General features: G+C 58.0%; 22 protein-coding genes. 12 read left to right on the top strand and 10 right to left on the bottom strand.

What is annotated here, in order from left to right:
- Window positions 1-51: 51 nt before the first annotated feature.
- From ACZ0A4_RS03990 to ACZ0A4_RS03980, 3 genes are all read right to left on the bottom strand, one after another.
- The gene (locus ACZ0A4_RS03990; protein WP_463573155.1) at window positions 52-582 is read right to left on the bottom strand and encodes a hypothetical protein; all 531 of its coding nucleotides are present in this window, start codon (window positions 580-582) and stop codon (window positions 52-54) included.
- A 132-nt stretch (window positions 583-714) separates the two neighbouring features.
- Entirely contained in the window at window positions 715-1233 is a 519-nt protein-coding gene (locus tag ACZ0A4_RS03985) for an ankyrin repeat domain-containing protein (protein WP_463573154.1), read from the bottom strand.
- Between the two features lie 97 nt (window positions 1234-1330).
- On the bottom strand, window positions 1331-3169 hold the full coding sequence (locus tag ACZ0A4_RS03980; protein WP_463573153.1) for a long-chain-acyl-CoA synthetase: 1839 nt from the start codon (window positions 3167-3169) through the stop codon (window positions 1331-1333).
- Window positions 3170-3559: 390 nt separating this feature from the next.
- On the opposite strand from ACZ0A4_RS03980, the gene ACZ0A4_RS03975 reads away from it, so the two are divergent.
- The gene (locus ACZ0A4_RS03975) at window positions 3560-3838 is read left to right on the top strand and encodes a DUF3509 domain-containing protein (RefSeq protein WP_008080936.1); all 279 of its coding nucleotides are present in this window, start codon (window positions 3560-3562) and stop codon (window positions 3836-3838) included.
- A 182-nt stretch (window positions 3839-4020) separates the two neighbouring features.
- On the opposite strand, the gene mtnC is transcribed toward ACZ0A4_RS03975, so the two are convergent.
- The 5 genes from mtnC to aroC form a co-directional block, all read right to left on the bottom strand.
- Window positions 4021-4704 (bottom strand): acireductone synthase, encoded by a 684-nt coding sequence (gene mtnC, locus ACZ0A4_RS03970; RefSeq protein WP_463573152.1) that lies wholly within the window; start codon window positions 4702-4704, stop codon window positions 4021-4023.
- Window positions 4705-4708: 4 nt separating this feature from the next.
- Window positions 4709-5254 (bottom strand): 1,2-dihydroxy-3-keto-5-methylthiopentene dioxygenase, encoded by a 546-nt coding sequence (locus ACZ0A4_RS03965; RefSeq protein WP_007914042.1) that lies wholly within the window; start codon window positions 5252-5254, stop codon window positions 4709-4711.
- A gap of 94 nt (window positions 5255-5348) precedes the next feature.
- Complete coding sequence (locus ACZ0A4_RS03960; protein ID WP_463573151.1) at window positions 5349-5975, bottom strand: methylthioribulose 1-phosphate dehydratase; 627 nt, start codon at window positions 5973-5975, stop codon at window positions 5349-5351.
- Window positions 5972-7117, bottom strand: coding sequence for an MFS transporter (locus tag ACZ0A4_RS03955; protein ID WP_463573150.1), 1146 nt, complete (start codon window positions 7115-7117; stop codon window positions 5972-5974). Before ACZ0A4_RS03955 ends, ACZ0A4_RS03960 begins: the two co-directional genes overlap by 4 nt.
- A gap of 34 nt (window positions 7118-7151) precedes the next feature.
- A complete protein-coding gene (gene aroC / locus ACZ0A4_RS03950) occupies window positions 7152-8243 on the bottom strand; it encodes a chorismate synthase (protein WP_077571784.1) in 1092 nt (363 codons plus the stop codon).
- A 130-nt stretch (window positions 8244-8373) separates the two neighbouring features.
- Between aroC and ACZ0A4_RS03945 the strand changes: the two genes are divergently transcribed.
- Window positions 8374-9327, top strand: coding sequence for an alpha/beta hydrolase (locus tag ACZ0A4_RS03945; protein ID WP_141129886.1), 954 nt, complete (start codon window positions 8374-8376; stop codon window positions 9325-9327).
- A gap of 99 nt (window positions 9328-9426) precedes the next feature.
- Window positions 9427-10218 carry a hypothetical protein gene (locus ACZ0A4_RS03940; protein ID WP_116032873.1) on the top strand — a complete coding sequence of 264 codons (792 nt, stop codon included), beginning with the start codon at window positions 9427-9429 and terminating at the stop codon, window positions 10216-10218.
- 113 nt (window positions 10219-10331) lie between these two features.
- On the opposite strand, the gene prmB is transcribed toward ACZ0A4_RS03940, so the two are convergent.
- Complete coding sequence (gene prmB, locus ACZ0A4_RS03935) at window positions 10332-11240, bottom strand: 50S ribosomal protein L3 N(5)-glutamine methyltransferase (RefSeq protein WP_122605429.1); 909 nt, start codon at window positions 11238-11240, stop codon at window positions 10332-10334.
- Window positions 11241-11479: 239 nt separating this feature from the next.
- Between prmB and ACZ0A4_RS03930 the strand changes: the two genes are divergently transcribed.
- The 5 genes from ACZ0A4_RS03930 (at window position 11480) to ACZ0A4_RS03910 (ending at window position 14262) form a co-directional block, all read left to right on the top strand.
- A complete protein-coding gene (locus ACZ0A4_RS03930) occupies window positions 11480-12070 on the top strand; it encodes a cysteine hydrolase family protein (protein ID WP_463557407.1) in 591 nt (196 codons plus the stop codon).
- Window positions 12071-12211: 141 nt separating this feature from the next.
- A complete protein-coding gene (locus ACZ0A4_RS03925) occupies window positions 12212-12532 on the top strand; it encodes a hypothetical protein (protein WP_007914024.1) in 321 nt (106 codons plus the stop codon).
- 74 nt (window positions 12533-12606) lie between these two features.
- Window positions 12607-13164 (top strand): Smr/MutS family protein, encoded by a 558-nt coding sequence (locus ACZ0A4_RS03920; RefSeq protein ID WP_463573149.1) that lies wholly within the window; start codon window positions 12607-12609, stop codon window positions 13162-13164.
- Window positions 13165-13241: 77 nt separating this feature from the next.
- Complete coding sequence (folE, locus tag ACZ0A4_RS03915; protein ID WP_003204506.1) at window positions 13242-13787, top strand: GTP cyclohydrolase I FolE; 546 nt, start codon at window positions 13242-13244, stop codon at window positions 13785-13787.
- Window positions 13788-13890: 103 nt separating this feature from the next.
- Window positions 13891-14262 carry a glutaredoxin family protein gene (locus ACZ0A4_RS03910; RefSeq protein ID WP_463573148.1) on the top strand — a complete coding sequence of 124 codons (372 nt, stop codon included), beginning with the start codon at window positions 13891-13893 and terminating at the stop codon, window positions 14260-14262.
- 167 nt (window positions 14263-14429) lie between these two features.
- Here the strand turns inward: ACZ0A4_RS03910 and ACZ0A4_RS03905 are convergent, their stop codons facing one another.
- Window positions 14430-15596 carry an aminotransferase-like domain-containing protein gene (locus ACZ0A4_RS03905; protein WP_463573146.1) on the bottom strand — a complete coding sequence of 389 codons (1167 nt, stop codon included), beginning with the start codon at window positions 15594-15596 and terminating at the stop codon, window positions 14430-14432.
- Between the two features lie 82 nt (window positions 15597-15678).
- Here ACZ0A4_RS03905 and ACZ0A4_RS03900 point away from each other — a divergent pair, with 82 nt between their 5' ends.
- The 4 genes from ACZ0A4_RS03900 to ACZ0A4_RS03885 all read left to right on the top strand — a co-directional run bounded on the left by ACZ0A4_RS03900 (window position 15679) and on the right by ACZ0A4_RS03885 (window position 22233).
- Window positions 15679-16125 (top strand): MarR family transcriptional regulator, encoded by a 447-nt coding sequence (locus ACZ0A4_RS03900; RefSeq protein WP_122843393.1) that lies wholly within the window; start codon window positions 15679-15681, stop codon window positions 16123-16125.
- A 291-nt stretch (window positions 16126-16416) separates the two neighbouring features.
- Window positions 16417-17766 (top strand): NCS2 family permease, encoded by a 1350-nt coding sequence (locus ACZ0A4_RS03895; RefSeq protein ID WP_141129337.1) that lies wholly within the window; start codon window positions 16417-16419, stop codon window positions 17764-17766.
- Window positions 17767-17853: 87 nt separating this feature from the next.
- Window positions 17854-18483 carry a LysE family translocator gene (locus tag ACZ0A4_RS03890; protein WP_038366975.1) on the top strand — a complete coding sequence of 210 codons (630 nt, stop codon included), beginning with the start codon at window positions 17854-17856 and terminating at the stop codon, window positions 18481-18483.
- Between the two features lie 228 nt (window positions 18484-18711).
- On the top strand, window positions 18712-22233 hold the full coding sequence (locus tag ACZ0A4_RS03885; protein WP_463573144.1) for a calcium-binding protein: 3522 nt from the start codon (window positions 18712-18714) through the stop codon (window positions 22231-22233).
- The last annotated feature ends 42 nt before the right edge of the window (window positions 22234-22275 follow it).

The following is a 22275-nucleotide window of genomic DNA, read 5'->3' as shown; positions in this document are numbered from 1 at the left end:
GCATGCACTTTTAGGATAGACGGTCGCGCACAGGGTTCCCTTTTATTGCACTCAGACGTGAACGGCGATCTTCAGGGCTTCGAGCGATGGCGCGGCGGCGATGCCGACTTCGGTGCACAGTTCCAGCACTCGAGGCACGTCGTTGCCGAAGACCAGGACCATTTGCAGTTCGTCGTCGAGCAACTGGCTGAAGTTCATCAGTGTGTAACCGCCGTTTTCCTTGTTCATGCTGCTCATCTGCACCTGGATGCGATTGAGCGCGGTCAGCGCTTCGGTCTTGGCCAGTTGCTTTGGCTTGAGGTTGAAATCCACGCCCGGGCCGAACGAGGCGACGATCTGCGCAAACAGATCAACGTAGGTGTCGGCCTGGAACAGCACGGTTTCCGGCAAGCTGCCGACCACGACCCACTCGCCCAGCGGGATCGGGAAGGTGTCGTCGTAGTTGATGTCGGGGTTGGCTGCCAGAAAAGCATCGGCATCGGCGTAGGCCAGTGCCGCTTCGTCGGCGACTTTCAGGATCTCGTCCTCGCCCATGCAGCCGGAGCTGATTTTGCTGATGAGTTCGACGAGTGCGGCTTTCATGAGGGCGGATCCTGTGGCGAAGGTGAATTTCGAGGGCGCGGAGGATAGCGCACAAAGCAAAAGATCGCAGCCTGCGGCAGCTCCTACAAGTTCAGCGTAGGAGCTGCCGCAGGCTGCGATCTTTTGACCTTATCAGGCCTGGAGTTTTTCCAGTTGAGCGGTGGTATCGACGGCACCCATGGTGCGCGCCGCATCCAGTGCGGTCACGCCATTGGCATCCTTGGCCTGGGCGTTCGCACCCTTGCTGATAAGGTAATCGACGATTTCAACACGGTTGAACATTGCCGCCATCATCAGCGCAGTCCGGCCATCAAACGACGAGCCTTCGATCTCGGCGCCCGCCTCGACCAACGCCTTGACCACTGCCAGATCGCCCTTGAACGCCGCACCGGCAATCGGACTCTGGCCGTTGCCATTGCGCATTTCCGGATCGGCTTTGTGTTTAAGCAGCACTTGCACCGCATCCACATGGCCGTAGTAGCTGGCCAGCATCAATAGGGTGTCGCCCTTGCTGTTCTTCAGGTTCACCGGCAAACCGGCCGTGACCAGACGATCAAGCATCTCGGCATCACCGTCGCGCGCCTTGTTGAAAACCTGCTCGGTGAATTCGGCAGCTTCTTCAGGGGTCATCTGGCGGCTTTGGTCGGACATGGGGCAACTCCACTTTCGGTCTATCGGAAAGCCGACAGTTTCCCGAGCGAGACCGTGGCTGTCACCCCCTTTTTCTCAAGCCGCCCCATAGCCAGATTCAATAGCGATGTTTGCCCTGATGAATTTCTGCCAGCACTTCGTCAGTGACCCGAACGTAAGTCTGCGTGCCGGGCAGCCACGCGTAGATCGGGTCATCGCCCGCCTGGACGGGGTCGAAGCCCTCATTTTTCAGTCGGGTTTTCTGGTATTTGAAGGTGCCGGTGGTTTCCATCTTGACCTTCACTCTCAGGAACAAAGGCACGGCATAGGCCGGCATACGCTCCCGGGCAAAGGTCAGCAACTCGGCGAAATCCAGCGTCGCGAGGGACTCCGCTGGCGTGATCGCCGCCATACCGGCGCGGCCGTTGGTGTTGCGAATTTCCACGCCATAGGCCACCGCTTCGGAGATGTGCGGGTGTTGCAGCAACAGGTTTTCGACTTCAGTAGTCGAGACGTTTTCGCCCTTCCAGCGATAGGTATCACCGAGCCGATCAACAAATTGTGCGTGACCAAAACCGATGTTGCGCAGCAGATCACCGGTGTTGAAAAAACGGTCACCCTTGGTAAACACGTCGTGCAGCACGACCTTGGCGGTTTTCTGCGGATCGGTGTAGCCGTCCAGCGGCGCCTTCTCGTCAATCCGCGCCAGCAGCAAGCCCTGCTCGCCTTTGCCAACCTTGCTCATGAAACCGTCGGCGCTGCGCAGCGGTTCACCGCTGTCATGATCGTAGGCCACCAGCTCCCAGGCCATCAGCGAGAAGCCAATGGTGTTGTCGAAATTGAGGATATTGGTAAAACCGATGTTGCCGTCGCTCGCCGCATACAGTTCACAGATGTGGTCGACGGCGAAGCGCGTCTTGAACTCGGCCCAGGCGCCGGGGCGCAAGCCGTTGCCGATCATTTTGCGCACATCGTGGCAGCTGTCATCGGCGCTGGCCGGTTGATCGACCAGATAACGGCACAACTCGCCGACGTAACCGAGGGTGGTCGCCCGATAACGGCGCACGTCGTTCCAGAATTGACTGGCGCTGAACTTGCGGCGAATCGCGAAACCCGAAGCGCCGTTGACCGCCGAGCCCCAGCACACACAGAGACCCGTGGCGTGGTACAGCGGCAAGGTGCAATAGACAACATCGTCGGGGCCCATGTTGAGGGCAATCATGCCGAAACTGGCGGAGCTGCGCATCCAGCGCCCGTGCTTGAACACCCCGGCCTTGGGCAGGCCGGTGGTGCCGGAGGTGTAGATGTAGAAACACGGATCGTCGAAAAAGATCTGCTGGCTGCTCGGCGGATTCTCACTGGATGCGTCGGCGCTGGCGCTGATCAGGTTGACGTAGTCTTCGGGCGCAATGCCCGGATGACTGTAGGTGTCCTGATCGGCGACAAACCAGGTGCGCGGCGCGGTAATCGCCACTTGGTCGCGAATCGCCGCATAAGCCGGAACCAGTTCTTCACCGACGACAACCGCCACCGGCGCCACCAGATTCACGCTGTGGATCAGCGTATCGCGGGTTTGTGAAGTATTGAGCAGCGCGCTGACCGCGCCGACCTTGGCCAGCGCCAGAATGGTCACTAGCAATTCCGGCCGGTTTTCAATGAACACCGCGACTACATCGCCCTTGCCGATGCCCTGCCCGTTCAGATAATGAGCGATGCGGTTGGCCCACTGGTTGACCTGCGCATAGGTCAGCCGCACATCGCCCTGCAATAACGCCGGCCCCTCGGGGTTGCGCAACGTCGCTTGCTCAAATGTCCAGCCAAGGCCACAGCTTCGGGTCGGATCCGTGACGTTGGCCACCTTCATGCCCTTGACCACCCGTGGGATAGCTTTGGCAATCATCGGCAGTTTGCGGAGCATCATGCCCCAGGTAATCGTGTCGCTTGGCGCGTGGCTCATAAAAGCTCCCCGTCCGACCTTGGCGTGCAGGTCGATGTTTTTATTTTTCGGGCTTTGACTTGATGCAACCGACGCGTGCGAGCGCGGGTCGAGATCGAAAATACGTCAGCGCTTCTCACGCTGTACACGCGGTTTTTGCAATGTTTTGTATCCGCGGATCGGCCGGCGGCTGTGATGATCACCGGGTTGGCGATTGGTTCCGTGGATTGGACAACGATCCCGCAAAATGCAGGATGCACGATGGCCATTCATGCAGTTTGCACGACACCCGGAATTTTCATATTTTTTAAGTCATTGATTTTCAAGGATTTTATTATTCTCAAATGCTGGCACAATCGCTGCAACCTCCTCTGCATGCTTGCCATTCAAGTGCATACGGAGCTGAAAGACATGAGCCTGATCCAAGAAAAATTTACCTCCCTGTTCTCCAACTTCGACGTCACCACTGCGCCACGTCCCGATGGCGGGATCCTGCTGACGCTGCGCAGCAGCGACGGCAAAGTGTTTAAGCGCGCACTGACTTATCAACAACTGCATGCCGGCGACCAACTGTCGTGGGCGATCAGTGCAATTCGTCGTGACCTGGCTGAACAAGCCAGTGAGCTGCCGCAAATTGCCATGCTGCAAAGCCAGCAGCGTTTTGCCCTGCCGACGTATCACTCGCTGTAATTTTTAAAGCGTTTTAAACAAAACAGGCCGTGGAGCTTTCGCTTCACGGCCTGTTTTTTTGTGCCTGACGCCAATCCCCTGTGGGAGCGAGCCTGCTCGCGAAAGCGGTGTGTCAGGGAGAAATTTTTTATCTGATGTTCCGCCTTCGCGAGCAAGCTCGCTCCCACATTTTATTGGTGTGGTCAGAAAGCTTCGGGTTCTATGCCGGTGAACGTTTCGACGGTGATGTGGCTACCCAGCTCCCCGCCTTCGCGGGCCAGGCCACAGGTTTGCAGGCCTGCCGCTTGTGCGGCGTCGAGTTCTTCGACGATGTCCGAGAGAAACAGAATCTCCCCCGCTTCAACACCGATCGCTTGCTGAATATTGGTGTATGACTGCGCCTCACGCTTGGGTCCCGAGGTGGTGTCGAAATACCCGCTGAACAGCGGCGTCAGATCCCCCACTTCCGAGCAGCCGAAAATCAGCTTCTGCGCCTGAATCGAGCCGGACGAGTACACGAACAGCTGATAACCCGCAGCATGCCAGCGGCGCAGCGCTTCAACGGCATCCGGGTAGACATGCCCCTTCAACTGCCCGGCGTGATAACCCTGCGCCCAGACCATGCCTTGCAAGGCCTTGAGCGGCGTGGCTTTGCGATCTTCCTCTATCCAGCTCAAGAGGATTTCAACAACCCGCTCAACATCGGCCTGCGGCGCGTTGCTGTCACGGCGTACGGCGTCGAGTTGCTCGGCCACATCGGCACGTTCGGCGTTCTGGCGGACGAAATCCGGCAAGTGTTTGGCCGCGTACGGGAACAGCACGTCGAAGACGAAACTCACCGCGCTGGTGGTGCCTTCAATGTCGGTGACAATGGCTTTGATCGACATCGAATCAGTCCTCCAGACGCGGGAAACGGCCGGCGATGTCTTCGCCGGTGAAATTGGCAACCCAGCCTTCGGGGTTGTTGAACAGGCGAATCGCCACGAAGTGCGGATGCTCGCCCATGTCGAACCAGTGTTTGGTGCCGGCCGGCACTGAGATCAGATCGTTCTTCTCGCACAGCACGGCGTAGACGTAATCGTCGATGTGCAAGGTAAACAGGCCACGGCCGGCAACGAAAAAGCGTACTTCGTCTTCGCCATGGCGATGTTCTTCAAGGAACTTGGCGCGCAGTTCGGCTTTTTGCGGGTGATCGCTGTTCAGGCTGATGACATCGACGGTGATGTAACCGCGCTCGGTCATCAGCTTGTCGATCTGCTCTTTGTAAGCGCTGATCACTTCTTCTTGCGTGGCGCCGGGCTGAATCTTTGCGGCGGCTTGCCAGCGGTCGAAGCGCACGCCCTGCTCGGCCAGGGTCGAGGCGATGTCTTCAAAGTGGGTCAGCACTTTGTTGGGAATGTCGGGGCTGGAGACGTGATAGACGGACAGGCTGCTCATTGGGGCAATTCCTCGGTATCGGCCTTGCCGTCCGGTTCTTGCAGACCGGTCGGGCACAGCATTTCATCAGGCAAATGGGCTACTTCCGGTGAAGTCAGCCTTGGCGGTTCATGACGCTGCGGGTTTTCAACTCGCATTCAAACAGAAATTCAAAGGCCTCGATCTGCCGTAGCGCGTCGTTCATCTGCGCGCCCCAGGTATAGAGGCCGTGGCCGCGAATCAGATAACCGACGCAATCGGGATGGGCGTCGAGCCAAGGCTGCACCTTGGCGGCGAGGCGCGCAATGTCCTGATCGTTGTCGAAAATCGGCACGCACACCCGCGATTCGTGGGTCGAAATGCCGCTGAAGGCTTTCTGCAGTTCGTAGTCTTCGAACTCGATGAAGTCTTCCGGGGTCTGGCGCGACAACACGGTGGCGTTGACCGAATGGGTGTGCAGCACTGCGCCGATCTCAGGCCGCCAGCTATAAAGCTGAGTGTGCAGCAAGGTTTCGGCGGACGGCTTCTTGCCCGGTTCCAGGCTGTTGCCGCAAAGGTCGGTGGCGAGCACATCGTCCAGACCCAACTGGCCTTTGTGCTTGCCGGACACGGTCAACAGCGCTTCGCTCGGCGACAGGCGCGTCGAGTAATTGCTGCTGGTGGCCGGCGACCAGCCGCGACCATAAAGAAAGCGCCCGGCATCGACGATTTGCTGGGCGAGTTGTTCACGCGTAAGGCTCATGGCCTGTCCTCTTGCATACGTATGGCAATGATAACGGCAGCAGCGAGCGCCGCGAGACTGGCAATACTAAAGGTCAATGTCGCGCCGAGGGCATTCCAGCTGTAACCGGAATACAACGCGCCCATCGCGCCGCCGGTGCCGGCCAGTGCTGCGTACAACGCCTGGCCCTGCCCTTGCTGACGCGCGCCGAAGCTACGTTGCACGAAAGCGATGGCAGCGGCGTGAAAGCTACCGAAGGTCGCCGCATGCAGAACCTGCGCGAACAACAGCACCCAGAGAAACTCGGCGAACGAACCTAGCAGCAACCAGCGCAGCGCCGCCAGCAGAAAACTCGCCATCAGCACCCGACGCAGGGAAAACCGCGCAAGAATCCGGCTCATCGCCATAAACATCAGCACTTCGGCAACGACACCCACGGCCCAGAGCATGCCGATCGTGCCGCGCGTGTAGCCGAGTCGTTCAAGGTGCAAAGTCAGAAAGGTGTAATACGGGCCGTGGCTCATCTGCATCAACGCCACGCAACCATAAAACGCCAGCACACCGGGGTTGCGCAGTTGCTTGAGGAAACCCTCGCCGCTGGGACGATTGCCTTGCGGCGGTTGCGCATTCGGCACCCACAAGCTGCTGAGGACGATGCCGGCCATGATCAGCACCAGCGCCGCCGGGTAGATATCGAGGCTGAGCCATTCGAACAGCCGCCCCAGAACGACCACGGTAATGATGAAACCGATCGAGCCCCACAGACGGATCTGGCTGTAACGCGAGGTCTGCCCTTGCAAATGTGCCAGCGTAATCACTTCAAATTGCGGCAGCACCGCGTGCCAGAAGAACGCATGCAGCGCCATGACCATCGCCAGCCAGGCGTAGGTCTTGCTGACGAAAATCAACGAGAAGGTCAGCAGTGTGCACACCGCGCCAAAACGCACGATGGCCAGGCGTCTGCCGGTGTAATCACCAAGCCAGCCCCAGATGTTCGGCGCCACGCAGCGCATCAGCATCGGGATGGCGACCAGTTCACCGATCCGCGCCGGACTGAAGCCGAGGTGATCGAAGTACAGCGCCAGAAATGGCGCTGTCGACCCGAGCAAGGCGAAATAGAACAGGTAGAAACTGGACAGCCGCCAGTAAGGGAGCGCCGCCACGCCGGTTATGCCGCGACGGCTTCAGGGCCTGCCATCAAAGCTGACCCAGCACCGGCGTGCTCACTCGCACATCGGCGTTCTGCCCACGGTGACGCAGCAGGTGATCCATCAGCACAATGGCCATCATCGCTTCGGCAATCGGCGTGGCGCGGATGCCGACGCACGGATCATGACGGCCCTTGGTGATGACGTCGACCGGGTTGCCGTGGATATCGATCGAACGGCCCGGAGTGGTGATGCTGGAAGTCGGTTTCAACGCCAGATGCGCAACGATCGGCTGACCGGAAGAAATACCACCGAGAATGCCGCCGGCATTGTTGCTGAGGAAACCTTCCGGGGTCATTTCATCGCGGTGCTCAGTGCCGCGCTGGGCGACCGAGGCGAAACCGGCGCCGATTTCCACGCCTTTGACGGCGTTGATGCTCATCAGCGCGTGAGCCAGTTCGGCGTCGAGACGATCGAAAATCGGCTCGCCCAGACCGGGCATCACGCCTTCGGCAACCACGGTGATTTTGGCGCCGACCGAGTCCTGGTCGCGACGCAATTGGTCCATGTAGGCTTCCAGCTCAGGGACTTTGTCCGGATCCGGGCTGAAGAAGGCGTTTTCTTCCACCGAATCCCAGGTCTTGAACGGGATTTCGATCGGGCCGAGCTGGCTCATGTAGCCGCGGATGACGATGCCTTGGCTGGCCAGATATTTCTTGGCGATCGCACCGGCCGCCACGCGCATTGCGGTTTCGCGGGCCGAGCTGCGGCCACCGCCACGGTAGTCGCGCTCACCGTATTTGTGGTGGTAGGTGTAGTCGGCGTGGGCCGGGCGAAACAGATCCTTGATCGCCGAGTAGTCCTTGGACTTCTGGTCGGTGTTGCGGATCAGCAAGCCGATCGAGCAACCGGTGGTGCGCCCTTCAAACACGCCGGAGAGGATTTCGACTTCGTCGGCTTCCTGACGCTGGGTGGTGTGGCGGCTGGTGCCTGGCTTGCGGCGATCGAGGTCGCGCTGCAGGTCTTCAAGGGAGATCTCCAGGCCCGGCGGGCAGCCGTCGACAATGGCGACCAACGCCGGACCATGGCTCTCGCCAGCGGTGGTGACAGTGAACAACTTGCCGTAGGTATTGCCGGACATGCAGGACGCTCCGTGAAATCAAACCCAAATTCGTGATGCGCGCCAGTATACGCAGGCTAACCGAGTAGTTCATCCTCGAACCTTAGTGGTGCTGGCGAGTCCAACCGGCACCTTGGCGAATGATGGCGTGATGATGCTGCGAGTTTTGATCTTGAGTCTTACCCTGTTTACGGGCTTTGCCCAAGCGACGGTCCTACAACGCCCGGTCACTTTAGATACCGGCACCGGCGAACTTTTCGGTTCGCTGCTGCTGCCAAAATCTGACAACCCGGTGCCGGTTGTCCTGATCATTTCTGGCTCAGGTCCTACGGACCGTGACGGAAACAACCCCGACGGCGGGCGCAACGACAGCCTCAAGCGCCTGGCGTGGGTGCTGGCCAAACACAACATCGCCAGCGTGCGTTACGACAAGCGCGGGGTGGCCGCGAGCCTGGCGGCGACGCCCGATGAGCGCAATTTGTCGGTGGAAGCCTACGCGGCAGACGCCGTGGCGTGGGGGCAGAAACTCAAGGCCGATCCGCGTTTCGGCAAATTGATCCTGCTGGGCCACAGTGAAGGCGCGCTGATTGCCAGCCTCGCCGCGCCGAAAGTCGATGCCGCGGCGGTGATTTCCTTGTCCGGCAGCGCCCGCCCGGTCGATCAGGTGATCCGCGAGCAACTGGCCCGCAGCCTGCCGCCGCCGCTGATGCTGCGCAGTAACGAACTGCTCGACAGCCTCAAGGCCGGCCACACCGATGACAATGTGCCGCAACCGTTGCAGGTAATTTTCCGCCCGAGCGTGCAGCCGTATCTGATTTCGCTGTTTCGTCAGGATCCGGCAAAAGCGTTCGCGCAATTGCAGATGCCGGCGCTTATTGTTCAGGGCAGCAACGACATGCAGGTCGGCGTTGGCGATGCGCAGGCGCTGAAATCTGCCAAACCCGACGCCGAACTGGCGGTGATCGATGGCATGAACCACGTCATGCGCATCGTGCACAACGATATGAAGCGGCAATTGGCCTCGTACAAGGACCCTAATTTGCCGCTGGCCGCCGAACTCGGCGCAAAAATCATCGAGTTTATTGACGGACTTCGCACCCGTTAACGGTTGTTTGCCCTCTAGTCCTGCAAAAAACGGCCGATAAGCCTTTGTCGCCAGCGCAACGGCTGGCGACAAGCAGGGCTTGGACAGGATCTCGCCGTTATGACTGATACCCAGACTTCACCCGACACCACCGCTGAAAAAGACGCACCGCCAGCGGTCGAGCTGCCGTGGGCGGATGTCCACGTCGAGCACCACAAGATGCTCCGCCTGGCCCCACTGCAGACCGACCGCAACACCGGCGGCCGCCCCTTGCGCTTCGTCGAATTCGGCTATGCCGAGCGCACCAGCAAAGAAAAAAGCCTGATGCGCATGGCGATCAAACTGCCCGGCCAGCGTGTGCGCAAAGAGCAGAATCAGCTGGACGTGTGGGTTGATCACACGACCAAGCGTGTGCACTTCGGCCCGGACAGCGGCCTGCAGATCGAACCGATGAACCGTGGCATCGGCCGTTACATGGCCGCGCAAGGCATCAATTGGGCGAAAAAGCGCTGGCCGACCTACACCGTCGACGGCATGGACTTGAACAACAAGGACGCGCTGAACGAAGACACGCGGCTGCGTCGCGATCATTTCCTGCGCGTGCACGGCTTTGATGTGGTGTACGCCGATGCCCAGCATTTGAAGGGCAGCGTCAAGGAAGTACAGGTTGGCGATTTGCTCGGCGACTGGAACAGCGAAAAGCTGCAGATCGTCGAAATTCTTGAAGCGGCGCAGATGCTTCAACAGGCCGAGCAGAATCTGGCCGAGCAGGAAGTGAAGCTGAAGAAGCAGGAAGACAAGGTCAGCAAGTTCAAGCGTGAAGACGCTGGGCTGCGTTTCACGATTACGTGTCTGGTGGCGTTTGCGGTGTTTCAGGCAGGGTTGTTGATCTGGATTGCTACGCACCGCTGATGGCTTGAGACCGCAGTGCGGCCATTCGCGAGCAGGCTCGCTCCCACCTTGGAATGCATTTCCCTGTGGGAGCGAGCCTGCTCCGGGCGGCGTTCCGACGAAGCTTTTAAGGGTCAGACGCGGGAAGCGAACAAGGCCTGATGATCGCGGCACTGCTCCGCCGTCAGCATGAACACGCCATGCCCGCCACGCTCGAATTCCAGCCAGGCGAAATCGACTTCCGGGTACAACGCGTCAACGTGCACCTGACTGTTGCCCACCTCGACAATCAACAAGCCCTTCTCGGTCAGGTGATCCGCCGCTTCAGCGAGCATGCGTCGCACCAGATTCAGACCATCATCGCCGCACGCCAGACCCAGCTCTGGTTCATGCTGATATTCGTCCGGCATGTCAGCGAAATCTTCCGCATCCACGTATGGCGGGTTCGACACAATCAGGTCGAAACGCTGACCCGGCAAACCATCGAAACCATCGCCCTGCACGGTGTAGACGCGCTCATCGACGCCATGGCGCTCGATGTTCTGGTTGGCCACTTCCAGCGCTTCAAACGACAGATCGGCCAGCACCACCTCGGCGTTCTGGAACTCGTAAGCGCAGGCGATACCGATGCAACCGGAGCCGGTGCAGAGGTCGAGAATCCGCGCAGGTTCGGTGCCGATCCACGGGGCGAAGCGGTTTTCGATCAGTTCGCCAATCGGTGAACGCGGTATCAACACGCGCTCGTCAACGATGAACGACATGCCGCAGAACCAAGCCTCACCCAACAGGTAAGCGGTCGGGATGCGTTCTTCGATCCGGCGCTTGAGCAGGCGTTGCAGATTGACCAACTCATCGTCTTCCAGCGCGCAATCGAGGTAGCTGTCGGCGATTTCCCAAGGCAGGTGCAAAGCGCCGAGCACGAGTTGCCGGGCTTCGTCCCAGGCATTGTCGGTGCCATGGCCGAAAAACAGATCCTCCCCATGGAAGCGGCTGACGGCCCAACGAATGTGGTCGCGCAGGGTACGAAGTCGGGAAGTGATCACGGGGCAAAACTCCAGAAAAAACGACTGGCGATTCTAGCAGCCAAAACGCCTGACGACGACGCGGGAAAAACATCGCGCCGACAGTAGGAGTTTTCTGTTTTTTGCATCAGCTATTGAACAGAACGTGTAACTTGACAAGGCTGCAGGCCAGTAACGACGGTGCCTACGATGGTAGCGATTCACAGAACCGCTCAGCCAGAGGACAATGTCGCAAAAGCCCCACCCCAAGGAGCCCCAGAATGTCCGTTCCAAAAACGATGTTTCAACTCAGCGGTCGCGGCTACGCAGCGGCCACTCTGAGCCATGCCACCGTGGTCATCATCGATGCCCAGAAAGAATATCTCAGTGGCCCGCTGGCCCTGAACGGCATGGACGCGGCCGTCGCGAACATCAAACAAGTGGTTGCCGCAGCCCGTGCAGCCGGTCGGCCGATCGTGCACGTGCGTCACCTCGGCACTGTCGGTGGCCTGTTCGACCCGCAGGGCGAACGCGGCGAATTCATCCCGGGCCTCGAACCACAAGGTGATGAAACCATTATCGGCAAACTGCTGCCGAGCGCCTTCCACGGCACCGAGTTGCTCGATCGCTTGCAAAACCTTGGCTCGCTGGACCTGATCGTCTGCGGTTTCATGAGCCATTCCAGCGTCAGCACCACCGTGCGCGCGGCGAAGAACCTGGGGTTCCGCTGCACCCTGGTCGAAGACGCCTGCGCCACCCGCGACTTGCCGTTCAAGGGCCGCGTGCTCAGCGCCGCCGTGGTGCAGGAAGCCGAAATGGCGATCATGGCGGACAACTTCGCCACGCTCGCACTGACTCAAGACCTGATCTGATCTGCGCAGATCCACTTCAGATGAGCGGCTCACGGCGCCGCTCATCCGCAAAACCCTCTCATTTGCCGCAAATGCCATAGCCTCAGGAACAACCCGGTCAACTCCCGGTCGAAGGGCCGATACCCATTGAGGAAGGTCGGAATGAAGTTATCCGATGGATTTGACGCTCGCCGCTTGCGGCCCAAAGGCCAAAGCAACTGGCGTTTTCGATTCGGCGCAGCGATCGCGGCCATTCTGGCCACGTTCGGCGTGCTGCTGGCGATGGCCGGGGCGGCCAGCCTGCTTGGGCGCCCACCGGCACTCGGTGACTTGAACGCTACGCCGATGGGCTCGGCAATCATTCTGGCGGTCGGTTTGCTGTTTCTGTATTTCGGTGTCGCCCTGTGGCGTCGCTGCCGCCGTCGCGCACGGCAATCGCGGGAACTGAACATGTCCCCGCACCTGATGAAAAAACACGACTGACTCACCGGCCTGGCTTTTTGCCGGGCCGTTTTGTTTCGACTTGGGTAAACTGGCCGCCCTTCGCGGAGGCTGACATGCAAGACGACGATTTTTCCCTGTTCAAAAACGAGCTGCGCGGCGTCAAGCCGATCAAGCACGACCGCGCCGACACCGGCAAACCCAAGGCTGACCGCGCACAGATCGCCAAGCTGCGCCAATCCGCCACCGTGCGCACCGACACCGCGACTGTTGACGGTCTGTCCGATCAGTTCGTGATCGACGTCGGCCCGGAAGACGAGTTGATGTGGTCCCGCGACGGCGTGCAGGAAAGTCAGATGCGCAAGCTCAAGGTCGGCCAGATCCCGTTCGAAGGCAGCCTCGACCTGCATGGCATGAGCGTGGGAAAGGCCCGCGAAACCCTATGGGCCTTTCTCGCCGAAGCGACCAAATTCGAAATCCGCTGTGTGCGTGTTACTCACGGCAAGGCTGTGCGGCTGGACGGCAAGCGGCCGATGATCAAAAGCCACGTCAACACTTGGCTGCGTCAACATGCGCAGGTGCTCGGTTTCTGCTCGTGCCAGGCCAGACACGGCGGTGCCGGCGCGGTTTACGTGATGCTCAAACGCACCATGATGGAAGGCCGCGACGAATAATCCCGTTACACCGAACTTGCAGGGTTGTGTCCGCCACCGTACCCTTGCCCTTTGCGAAAATCCCCACAGGTAGTTTCATGTCCCTGGAACAGAATTACACCGCGATTCTCGGCCAATTGGGCGAGGACGTTTCCCGCGAGGGCCTGCTCGACACGCCAAAACGTGCCGCCAAAGCCATGCAGTACCTCTGCCGCGGTTATGAACAGACGCTCGAAGAGGTCACCAACGGTGCCCTGTTCAGCTCCGACAACAGCGAAATGGTGCTGGTCAAGGACATCGAGTTGTACTCGCTGTGCGAACACCACCTGCTGCCGTTCATCGGCAAGGCGCATGTTGCGTACATCCCGAGCGGCAAAGTGCTGGGCCTTTCGAAGGTCGCGCGGATCGTCGACATGTACGCCCGCCGCCTGCAGATTCAGGAAAACCTCAGCCGTCAGATCGCCGATGCTGTCCAGCAAGTGACTGGCGCACTGGGCGTAGCCGTGGTGATCGAGGCCAAGCACATGTGCATGATGATGCGCGGTGTCGAGAAGCAGAATTCGTCGATGATCACCTCGGTGATGCTCGGTGAGTTCCGCGAAAACGCCGCGACCCGCAGCGAGTTTCTCAGCCTGATCAAGTAATTCGCAGCACGAAGAAAACCGGCATTCATCGCCGGTTTTTTTTCGCCCGTGAAAAATCGGGTAAGCTGCGCGCCTTTCTCAATCTGCACCGTGAGGCTTCAACGTGTTCGTCAAAGCGCTTCGTGTCGGCCTCGGCCAACTGGTTATCTTCATCGACTTCATCACCCGTCCGGGCAAGAAAAAACGTCCCGTGGCCGCTCAGGCTCAGGTCGATGCAGCGGCAAAAGATCTGACCCTTTATCAGTTCCACGCCTGCCCGTTCTGTGTGAAAACCCGCCGTACGCTACGCCGCTTGAACGTGCCGGTGGCACTGAAGGATGCGAAGAATAACGAGCAGGATCGTCAGGCCCTGCTGGAACAGGGTGGCCGGATCAAGGTGCCGTGCCTGCGCATTGAAGAGAATGGGCAGACGACGTGGATGTATGAGTCCAAGGTGATTATTGATTATCTGGATAAGCGGTTTGCGGCGGTCTGATGATTATGTGGTGATGCTGATGGCCTCATCGCTGGCAAGCCAGCTCCCACAGGTTTTGTGAACGCCACAGATCACTGTGGGAGCCGGCTTGCCAGCGATGTGGCCCGCACAGACACAGCAAATCCCAGACAGAAACAAACCGGCCCTCGAGCCGGTTTATTTGCTTTTCAGGCCGCTTTTTCCAGCTGCGCCTGGCGCACCACCGCCGCTAATCGCTTCAAACCTTCATCCAGCCGCGCCGGATCGATATGGCTGAAATTCAGGCGCAAGTGCCCAAGATTGTTATCCGGATCGGGAAAGAACGGTTCCCCCGGCATAAACGCCACATCATTGGCCAACGCCTCATTGAGCAACGTTCGCGTGTCCAGCGGTTGCTTCAACGTCAGCCAGAAAAACAACCCACCCTGCGGCATGTTCCAGTCGGCCAGATCAGCAAAGTGGATTTCCAGCGCCGCTTGAAAGGCATCCCGCCGCTGTCGATAGAAGCCGCGCAATTCGCTCAAGTGCTGCTGATATTTCTCAGTGCCGACCCATTGCAGCGCCTGCCATTGACCGATGCGGTTGGTGTGCAGATCTGCCGATTGCTTGAGCTTGAGCAGTTGCGGGAACAGATCGGGACTGGCGATCAGGTAGCCGACACGCAAACCGGGCAGCAAGGTTTTCGACACGGTACCGGTGTAGATCCAACTCGCCGTCTTCAGACGCCCGGCAATCGGTTTCGCGCTGCCGCCATCGAACGTCAGTTCGCGGTAAGGCTCATCTTCGATCAGCGTGACGCCGAATTCGTCGAGCAAAGCCGCTACCGCTGCACGCTTTTCTTCGCTATAGCGCACGGCTGACGGGTTCTGGAACGTCGGAATCAGGTAGATGAAGGCCGGGTGATGTTGCTCCAGACGCTCGCGCAACTGCGCCAGATTCGGGCCGTCGGACTCCTGCGGCACGGTCAGGCAATCGGCGCCGAACAGCTGGAATATCTGTAGTGCGGCCAGATAAGTCGGTGCCTCCAGCAGAATTTCCGTGCCTTTGTCGATGTACAGTTTGGCCGCCAGATCGAGGGTTTGTTGAGAGCCGCTGACTACCAGCACCTGACTCGCCTGACATTCCAGTCCAAGCGCCCTCGCCTCCGCCGCAAGAGCCTCGCGCAACGCCGGCTCGCCTTCGCTCATGCCGTATTGGCCGAGCGCCAACGGCATGTCGGCCCACTCAACCTTCGGCAACATGGCTTCAGCGGGCAAACCGCCAGCGAACGACATGACTTCCGGGCGCTGGGCGGCGGCGAGGATTTCACGGATCAGAGAACTCTTGAGGCGCGAGACACGTTCGGAAAAAGCCATGGAAGTCACCGGTAGCAAGGCATGGGAAAAATAAGTCAAACTGATTGACTGAAATTACGACAGCTTGAGCGAGTACGTCAACATGCTTGACCTTAAAAATCCGTCCAGTCAGCAACAGGCAATGGAAGCGTTTTTCTTCGGCTATCAGGCGTTCACCGCCAAGGCTGATGAAATGCTTGAGCGCCGTGGGCTGTCGCGGGTGCACCAGCGCATTGTGTTTTTCATCGCCCGATATCCGAATTTGAGCGTGAAGGAATTGCTGGGGTTGCTCGGCGTGAGCAAGCAGGCATTGAACATGCCGTTGCGGCAGTTGCAGGAAATGCATCTGGTCGACAGCGTCGCGTCGGAAGCTGACAAGCGTAAGCGCCTGCTGGAGTTGACGGCGGAAGGCGCGAAGTTTGAGCAGGCTTTGCGGCGTGAGCAGGTGAAATTGCTGGAGCGGGTGTTTGCCGAGGCTGGGGAAGCGGCAGTGAATGGCTGGTTGGCGGTGAATCTGGCATTGGGGAAAAGTCAGACGGCTCTCGATTGAATGGGACTGCTTCTTCGCGAGCAGGCTCGCTCCCACAGGGGATCGCATTTCAAATGTGGGAGCGAGCTGACTCGCGAAGGGGCCCACACAGGCGATATATCCCTATCGACGGAACTTTCGCAAACAAAACCAAAAACAATATTTGCTTTATTTGTACACAAAAGCATAATCCACAGCGTGCGAGTTCCTGACCGCATGGTCAACAAATTCGCGTATGCCTCAAAGGGCCGCTGCCACCCCTCATGGGTCCGGCCCTGGAAATAACAATAAAACTCTTGAGGAGTACTCGCTGTGGAAAGCCGCAAATCCGAAGCATCGACGCTGGACCTCTCGCCACCATTACGCAGTGGTCTGCTGGAACGTCTGTTCAAACTCAGCTTGCATGGCACCACGGTGAAGACCGAGCTGATTGCCGGTCTGACAACCTTCATCACCATGGCTTACATCATCTTCGTCAACCCGAACATCATGGCCGATGCCGGGATTGACCACGGTGCAGCCTTCGTCGCCACCTGTATTGCCGCTGCACTGGGCTGCCTGTTGATGGGCCTCTACGCCAACTGGCCGGTGGGGCTGGCGCCGGGCATGGGCCTCAACGCCTTCTTCACTTACACCGTGGTCGGCACCATGGGCTACAACTGGGAAACTGCGCTGGGTGCGGTGTTTGTTTCCGGTGTACTGTTCATGATCCTGACTTTCTCGCGGATTCGTGAGTGGCTGCTCAACAGCATTCCGGTCAGCCTGCGCTTTGCGATGGGGGCTGGCGTTGGTTTGTTCCTCGGCCTCATCGGTTTGAAAACTGCAGGCATCGTCGTCGATAGCCCGGCCACGCTGATCAAACTCGGCTCCCTGCGTGAACCTGGCCCGCTGCTCGCGGCCATCTGCTTCCTGATGATTGCGATCCTCAGCTATCACAAGGTGTTCGGTGCGATTCTCATCAGCATCATCACCGTAACGCTGGCCGGTTGGGGCCTCGGTATCGTGCATTACGAAGGGATCATGTCGACCCCGCCGAGTCTGGCGCCGACCTTCATGGCGATGAATGTTGCCGGCGTGTTTAACGTCAGCATGATCAGCGTGGTACTCGCCTTCCTCTTTGTGCACATGTTCGACACCGCCGGCACCCTGATGGGCGTCGCCCAGCGCGCCAATCTGGTCAACGCTGACGGCCGCATCGAAAACCTCTCCCGTGCGATGAAAGCCGACAGTGCCTCCAGCGTATTCGGCGCCGTGGTCGGCGTCCCTCCAGTAACAAGCTATGTGGAAAGTGCTGCCGGTGTGGCCGCTGGTGGTCGGACTGGTCTTACCGCAGTCACCGTTGGTGTGTTATTTATAGCGGCAATGTTTTTCGCACCGCTGGCCGGCATGATTCCCGCTTACGCCACCGCCGGTGCACTGATCTACGTTGCGATGCTGATGATGGGCGGCATGGCCCACATCGAATGGGACGAAGCCACTGACGCCATCCCGGCCATCGTCACCGCGATCATGATGCCACTGACCTTTTCGGTCGCCGACGGCATCGCGCTGGGCTTCATCACCTATGTGGCGTTGAAGGCCGGGACCGGCAAGTACAAGGAGATTTCCGTGAGCCTGTGGGTGCTCTGCGCGATCTTCATCGCCAAGTTCATCTTCCTGTAAGCGCTACGCGGTTCAAGCTTCAAAACAGCCTCACCCTGATGGGTGGGGCTTTGTGCATTTTTCAACACAACAAAAAGGAAGGAAGTGATGAGTCTGGAAACCTGGCTGCTGTTCAGTGGCGCTGCGCTGGTGGTGATTCTGATTCCGGGGCCACTGTCGCTGTTGATGATCAGCAACAGCCTGAATTATGGATTGCGCCGCTCGTATCCGGCATTTCTCGGCGGCGTATTCGCCTCGATCTGTTTGCTCAGTGCTTCGGCGCTGGGGCTGGGTGCCTTGTTGCTGGCATCGGAGCAATTGTTCAGTGCCCTGAAAATCGTCGGTGGTCTGTACCTGTTCTATCTGGCCTGGCAGAGCTGGCAGCAATCGCGTCAGCCATCGGTGGGCGCCGTCGTGCCGCAAGCGGCAGCCGTCCCACGCTTTCGCGCGTTGTTCGGGCGCGCATTTGTACTGGGTGCCAGCAATCCGAAAGACATCCTGTTTTTCGCCGCTTTCCTGCCGCAATTCCTCAGCGCCGAACAGCCCTTCCTGCCACAGTTGCTGGTGATGATCGCCACCTGGACCCTGCTGGATCTGTTGTGCAAGCTGGCCTACGGTCTCGGTGCCCATGGTGCCGCGCGTTACTTGCGCAGTGGCAAGGGACAGAGCTGGTTCAACCGGATCAGTGCCGGATTGTTCGGAGGTGCCGGCGCTGCATCGTTGCTCAGCAGTCACTGAGACACTGTTGATTTTGTATTCAGCCGCAGCCCGCCTGACGTGAAAGATCAAGTCAGGCGGCCCCTCTCCACGACCGATTAGCGTCGCGCACTTCACCCTCACACAACAGTCATTGCATTGTTTGATGTGCAATACACCGCAACAACCCATTGATGTACATCCCTCGAAAGCCCCCCGTACTATCTCCGTCCGTTTTTAACGACAGCCTGCCAGAACAAGGAAGTTCAAATGGCCACCCTCATAAGCGATGCTCCGATACAAACTGATCCGATCATCATTACGGACATGAAGTTTGAAACCAATGAACGTAATGCTTTTACCATCGACATAAAAGCTGATCCCCCTTCAGCTTCAGATCCGCAGCTCAAAAGCAAAATCGAGCAATTGAAAATCAATGACTCGGTGTTCGGCCCGTTAGAAATAGGCGAGATATCAATAACCAGAGTGTCTCTGCATGCGCTGGGCGCGACGATTGACGGCCACCCTTTGAACGGCCAGAACACTTTTTTCCGAGTGCCCAAGCGGTCATTCATCAACTCGTTGCAATTCAGCGCCAGCGATATCGAGCAACACATAAAGTTGTCAGACGGTGGCGATAACTACCTGTTGCCGACATTGCTTTTTGAAATAGCCAGCCGCCGCCCTTTAACCGCCCCCCACATGATCAGGGATAACCTGGAAGTCGATACGGCGGGGACCAACTATCGCAACAAACTGGTCAAGCTTTTAGGTTCCGCGCAAAAGCTCGACCTGCGCCATGCCCATCTGCCAAAAAACAACCCGCGCTGGGTGGCAATGGCCAAGAGCTATTCAACCCTTGGTTCAAGTGTAGGTATTCAAGGCTTCGGAATATTCATGGGATTGCGTGGCGTGGTCGATGCAATCAAGGCCAATAACCGTGCTGAAGTTGCAATCAACAGCGCTGGCATAGCCTCTGAACTCGGCTCCATCGCTGTCGACGTAGCCGTGAGCAAAATCGCGACAGAAATGCTGACCGCCGGACAGCACGCTTTCAGGGATTTTGCCAAAACCAGATTTGCCCTGAGACTGGGTCGCTCCGGTGGTTTGATCGGCGGCGCGCTGACATTGCCATTCGATATCTTTACCGCTGTCAGGTCCTTCAACGCCGCAAAAAATGTAACCGGCAAAGAAGCCATGGACCACTACGTCAGTGCCGGTCTGAGCATCACCAGTGCGGCCATGACTGTGATTCTCGGGGCCGCCGCAATGGCAGGGTTTTCGTTCGCAGGTCCCGTCGGGCTTGCAGCGGGCGCAATCCTCGCGATCGGCTCGCAGGTTTATGGCGCAGTACGTGTCGTCGATGACATTAATGATTACATCGAACTTACCCTCGACGAACGCTGGCGCACAGGCTGGTTTTCGTTCTGCATGATGGATATCGACCAAGGCGTACAGGATCGTTACAGCCAGGCAAAAACCAGACTGCAACACTCGACTCAATTGAGAGAAACAGCAAAAAGATTGTTGGCCGGCGCCTTGAAGGAAACTATCGAAGCTGTTGTTCATGGTTCCTTCGAAGTACACATGAAACCTACCCAGGTATGGACACGTAACTGGTGGACCAAACAAGACAGCTGGAAAACCGTCAACATCCCGGAGATCGTGGGAGGCGATGACACCATCGATGCCCGCAATGGCGTGACCAGGGACACACCTGGCGCGGTGTTGGGAACAGCCGCTGAAAACAAGGGCGTTCTCTGGTTGCTCGGTGACGGTCGAGACTCGATCAAGGGGGTTGAAAAAAAGCCCAACACCTTCCATTACCGATCCGGAAAAAAGGAACTGACCGGTGGCGAACAAGACGACCGCTTCGTGTTCGAGGGTGCCGGAGACTCACTTAAACAAGGTCCCCGGAATTTGGAGTTTTCGACATTAAAGGCAGGCGCAGGCAACGATACATTTGTGTTGGGTGGCAGTCATTATGGAGCAGCTAAAGCCGGGTATGACGCCGACTTACTGGCACAAACGCTCCAGACGATCACGGCCGATCCCGCTGCCGACGACGGAATAAAACATACATTCCACAGTTTCCTGGAAGGTTTCGAGAACGTTGAAACCGTCAGCGGTGCCGACAGTGTTGTCACCGGCACGCAAGCGAGCAACATCATCATTTCCCGTGGACGGGACACGATTAACGCGGGGCCGGGAAGCGATCAGATCCATTTATGGCATACAGGGGCTATCGCCGCGGGTGAAGCCGGCATCGACGAATACTTCATCGCCCACGAAGCAGGCCACACGGTCATCAATGAGGATGGTGAGCAGGAAAGCATCATCGTATTGAAATGGCCGATGGCATTGATTGAAAGCTGGAGCATCACCAACCATTCACTCGTCATCACCTCAGGTTTCGACTTCCACGACAGCCGTAAAAACATGGTGATCTTTCGTGATATCTACAAGCCAGACGAGCAAAAAGCCCAGCTTCTGAACAATAAGCTGACGATCATGACCAAAGACGGTTTTATTCTGAAGCCTGAACTGCCTGAAAGAATCGAAAACGATACAAATCTCGACATCGAGGCTGTCATCGTAAAACAGGGACACCCGGTAAAGCCGACCATTCTTTACACCCCTGATTGCTGGATCATGCATCAAAACGATGCACGCTATTATCTGCCGCGATCCACACAAAACACTCTGTTTTACTCAGTTGAACGCGCTGATGCGGTGACCACGCTCTACCTGGACTATGCCAGTACTGAACTGACAAAAGTCGAAGCGCACTTCCTTGCAAGAGAGTCGGATAAAGATCATGACTTGATGGCCGGGTGTGATCTCACTTATCACCTTGGCGAAAAATCCATCACGCTCAAATACTTTGCCGGTGCACGAGGAGGCTCCGACCCCAGAAACATGATCAAGATCCTGCGGACCATGTGCATTCGCACCCATCATAAATACGTGCTGATATTCAACGACGGTGTCGCGTTGAACGCGGGCCTCACCCCAGAAACGGCTGTCGCGCCTGCCGATAGTCACTACGAGGTTTATTCATTCAAGCGCTGGACAACGCCAATTGAGCTGCCGTTGAAACTTCGAACGGGCCACTACCCATATGACCTGCCGACAAATGAGGCCTACAAACTAAGCGCAAAAAACGGCTGCGCCATGCTTGCGTCCTACGCCGGTCAAACCGCCATGGAAAGTCTGGAAGGGGAAGGTTCCACCTATTTGATACACCTCGTTGCCAACATGACCATCAAACTCTCGACCCCTGGTGCGCTGGCCGACGCCAAAGTACGACTGCCTTATTCTTCTACCTGGGAACTCGATGCAACAGCCCTTGGCAAGGTCGACATCAAACTGGAGAACAACCAGTTGCACGTTGGCACGTGCATTGTTCATCTGCCCCAATACGAAAGCGAAGACCTGATAGATCAGGTACGCGTCATTACGGAAAAAGGCGTTGTCCATACCGTCGATCTCTCCTTCGACAGGGTTTACCTGGATGGCCTCGATGCGCGTTTCTTTGACGAGCCCGACTCGACAAAAGCCTTGCCGGAAGTCTTTGCGCCGATGGCCAATAAAGACATCAAAGTGAGAAACATCGTCCTTGCCGACAACGGGCCCGGGACACTGAATTACAGTTTTGCCGCACACGGCTGGATCCTGCGCAGCGACAAATCCCGAATCGGGTTTTCGGATTTGCGAGTGGTCAACCGTTGCAGCCATCAAGATCCTCGGATCTTTACGCCACCGCCATTGATCAATGTCCCACCCGCGTAACGGTTTCCGTCAAGACCGATAACCACGTGCGCACTCTGCAGT

It is taken from the genome of Pseudomonas sp. AC172 (genome assembly GCF_979258595.1).
Note: the sequence above shows the minus strand (reverse complement) of the source record. Positions and strands in the feature narration are given on the sequence as shown.

Bases quoted from the DNA above. Each gene is read 5' to 3' on its own strand.
- ACZ0A4_RS03990 (WP_463573155.1), bottom strand. From the start codon at position 582: ATGAAAGCCGCACTCGTCGAACTCATCAGCAAAATCAGCTCCGGCTGC.
- ACZ0A4_RS03985 (WP_463573154.1), bottom strand. From the start codon at position 1,233: ATGTCCGACCAAAGCCGCCAGATGACCCCTGAAGAAGCTGCCGAATTC.
- ACZ0A4_RS03980 (WP_463573153.1), bottom strand. From the start codon at position 3,169: ATGAGCCACGCGCCAAGCGACACGATTACCTGGGGCATGATGCTCCGC.
- ACZ0A4_RS03975 (WP_008080936.1), top strand. From the start codon at position 3,560: ATGAGCCTGATCCAAGAAAAATTTACCTCCCTGTTCTCCAACTTCGAC.
- mtnC (WP_463573152.1), bottom strand. From the start codon at position 4,704: ATGTCGATCAAAGCCATTGTCACCGACATTGAAGGCACCACCAGCGCG.
- ACZ0A4_RS03965 (WP_007914042.1), bottom strand. From the start codon at position 5,254: ATGAGCAGCCTGTCCGTCTATCACGTCTCCAGCCCCGACATTCCCAAC.
- ACZ0A4_RS03960 (WP_463573151.1), bottom strand. From the start codon at position 5,975: ATGAGCCTTACGCGTGAACAACTCGCCCAGCAAATCGTCGATGCCGGG.
- aroC (WP_077571784.1), bottom strand. From the start codon at position 8,243: ATGTCCGGCAATACCTACGGCAAGTTGTTCACTGTCACCACCGCTGGC.
- ACZ0A4_RS03945 (WP_141129886.1), top strand. From the start codon at position 8,374: ATGATGCTGCGAGTTTTGATCTTGAGTCTTACCCTGTTTACGGGCTTT.
- ACZ0A4_RS03940 (WP_116032873.1), top strand. From the start codon at position 9,427: ATGACTGATACCCAGACTTCACCCGACACCACCGCTGAAAAAGACGCA.
- ACZ0A4_RS03930 (WP_463557407.1), top strand. From the start codon at position 11,480: ATGTCCGTTCCAAAAACGATGTTTCAACTCAGCGGTCGCGGCTACGCA.
- ACZ0A4_RS03925 (WP_007914024.1), top strand. From the start codon at position 12,212: ATGAAGTTATCCGATGGATTTGACGCTCGCCGCTTGCGGCCCAAAGGC.
- ACZ0A4_RS03920 (WP_463573149.1), top strand. From the start codon at position 12,607: ATGCAAGACGACGATTTTTCCCTGTTCAAAAACGAGCTGCGCGGCGTC.
- folE (WP_003204506.1), top strand. From the start codon at position 13,242: ATGTCCCTGGAACAGAATTACACCGCGATTCTCGGCCAATTGGGCGAG.
- ACZ0A4_RS03905 (WP_463573146.1), bottom strand. From the start codon at position 15,596: ATGGCTTTTTCCGAACGTGTCTCGCGCCTCAAGAGTTCTCTGATCCGT.
- ACZ0A4_RS03900 (WP_122843393.1), top strand. From the start codon at position 15,679: ATGCTTGACCTTAAAAATCCGTCCAGTCAGCAACAGGCAATGGAAGCG.
- ACZ0A4_RS03890 (WP_038366975.1), top strand. From the start codon at position 17,854: ATGAGTCTGGAAACCTGGCTGCTGTTCAGTGGCGCTGCGCTGGTGGTG.
- ACZ0A4_RS03885 (WP_463573144.1), top strand. From the start codon at position 18,712: ATGGCCACCCTCATAAGCGATGCTCCGATACAAACTGATCCGATCATC.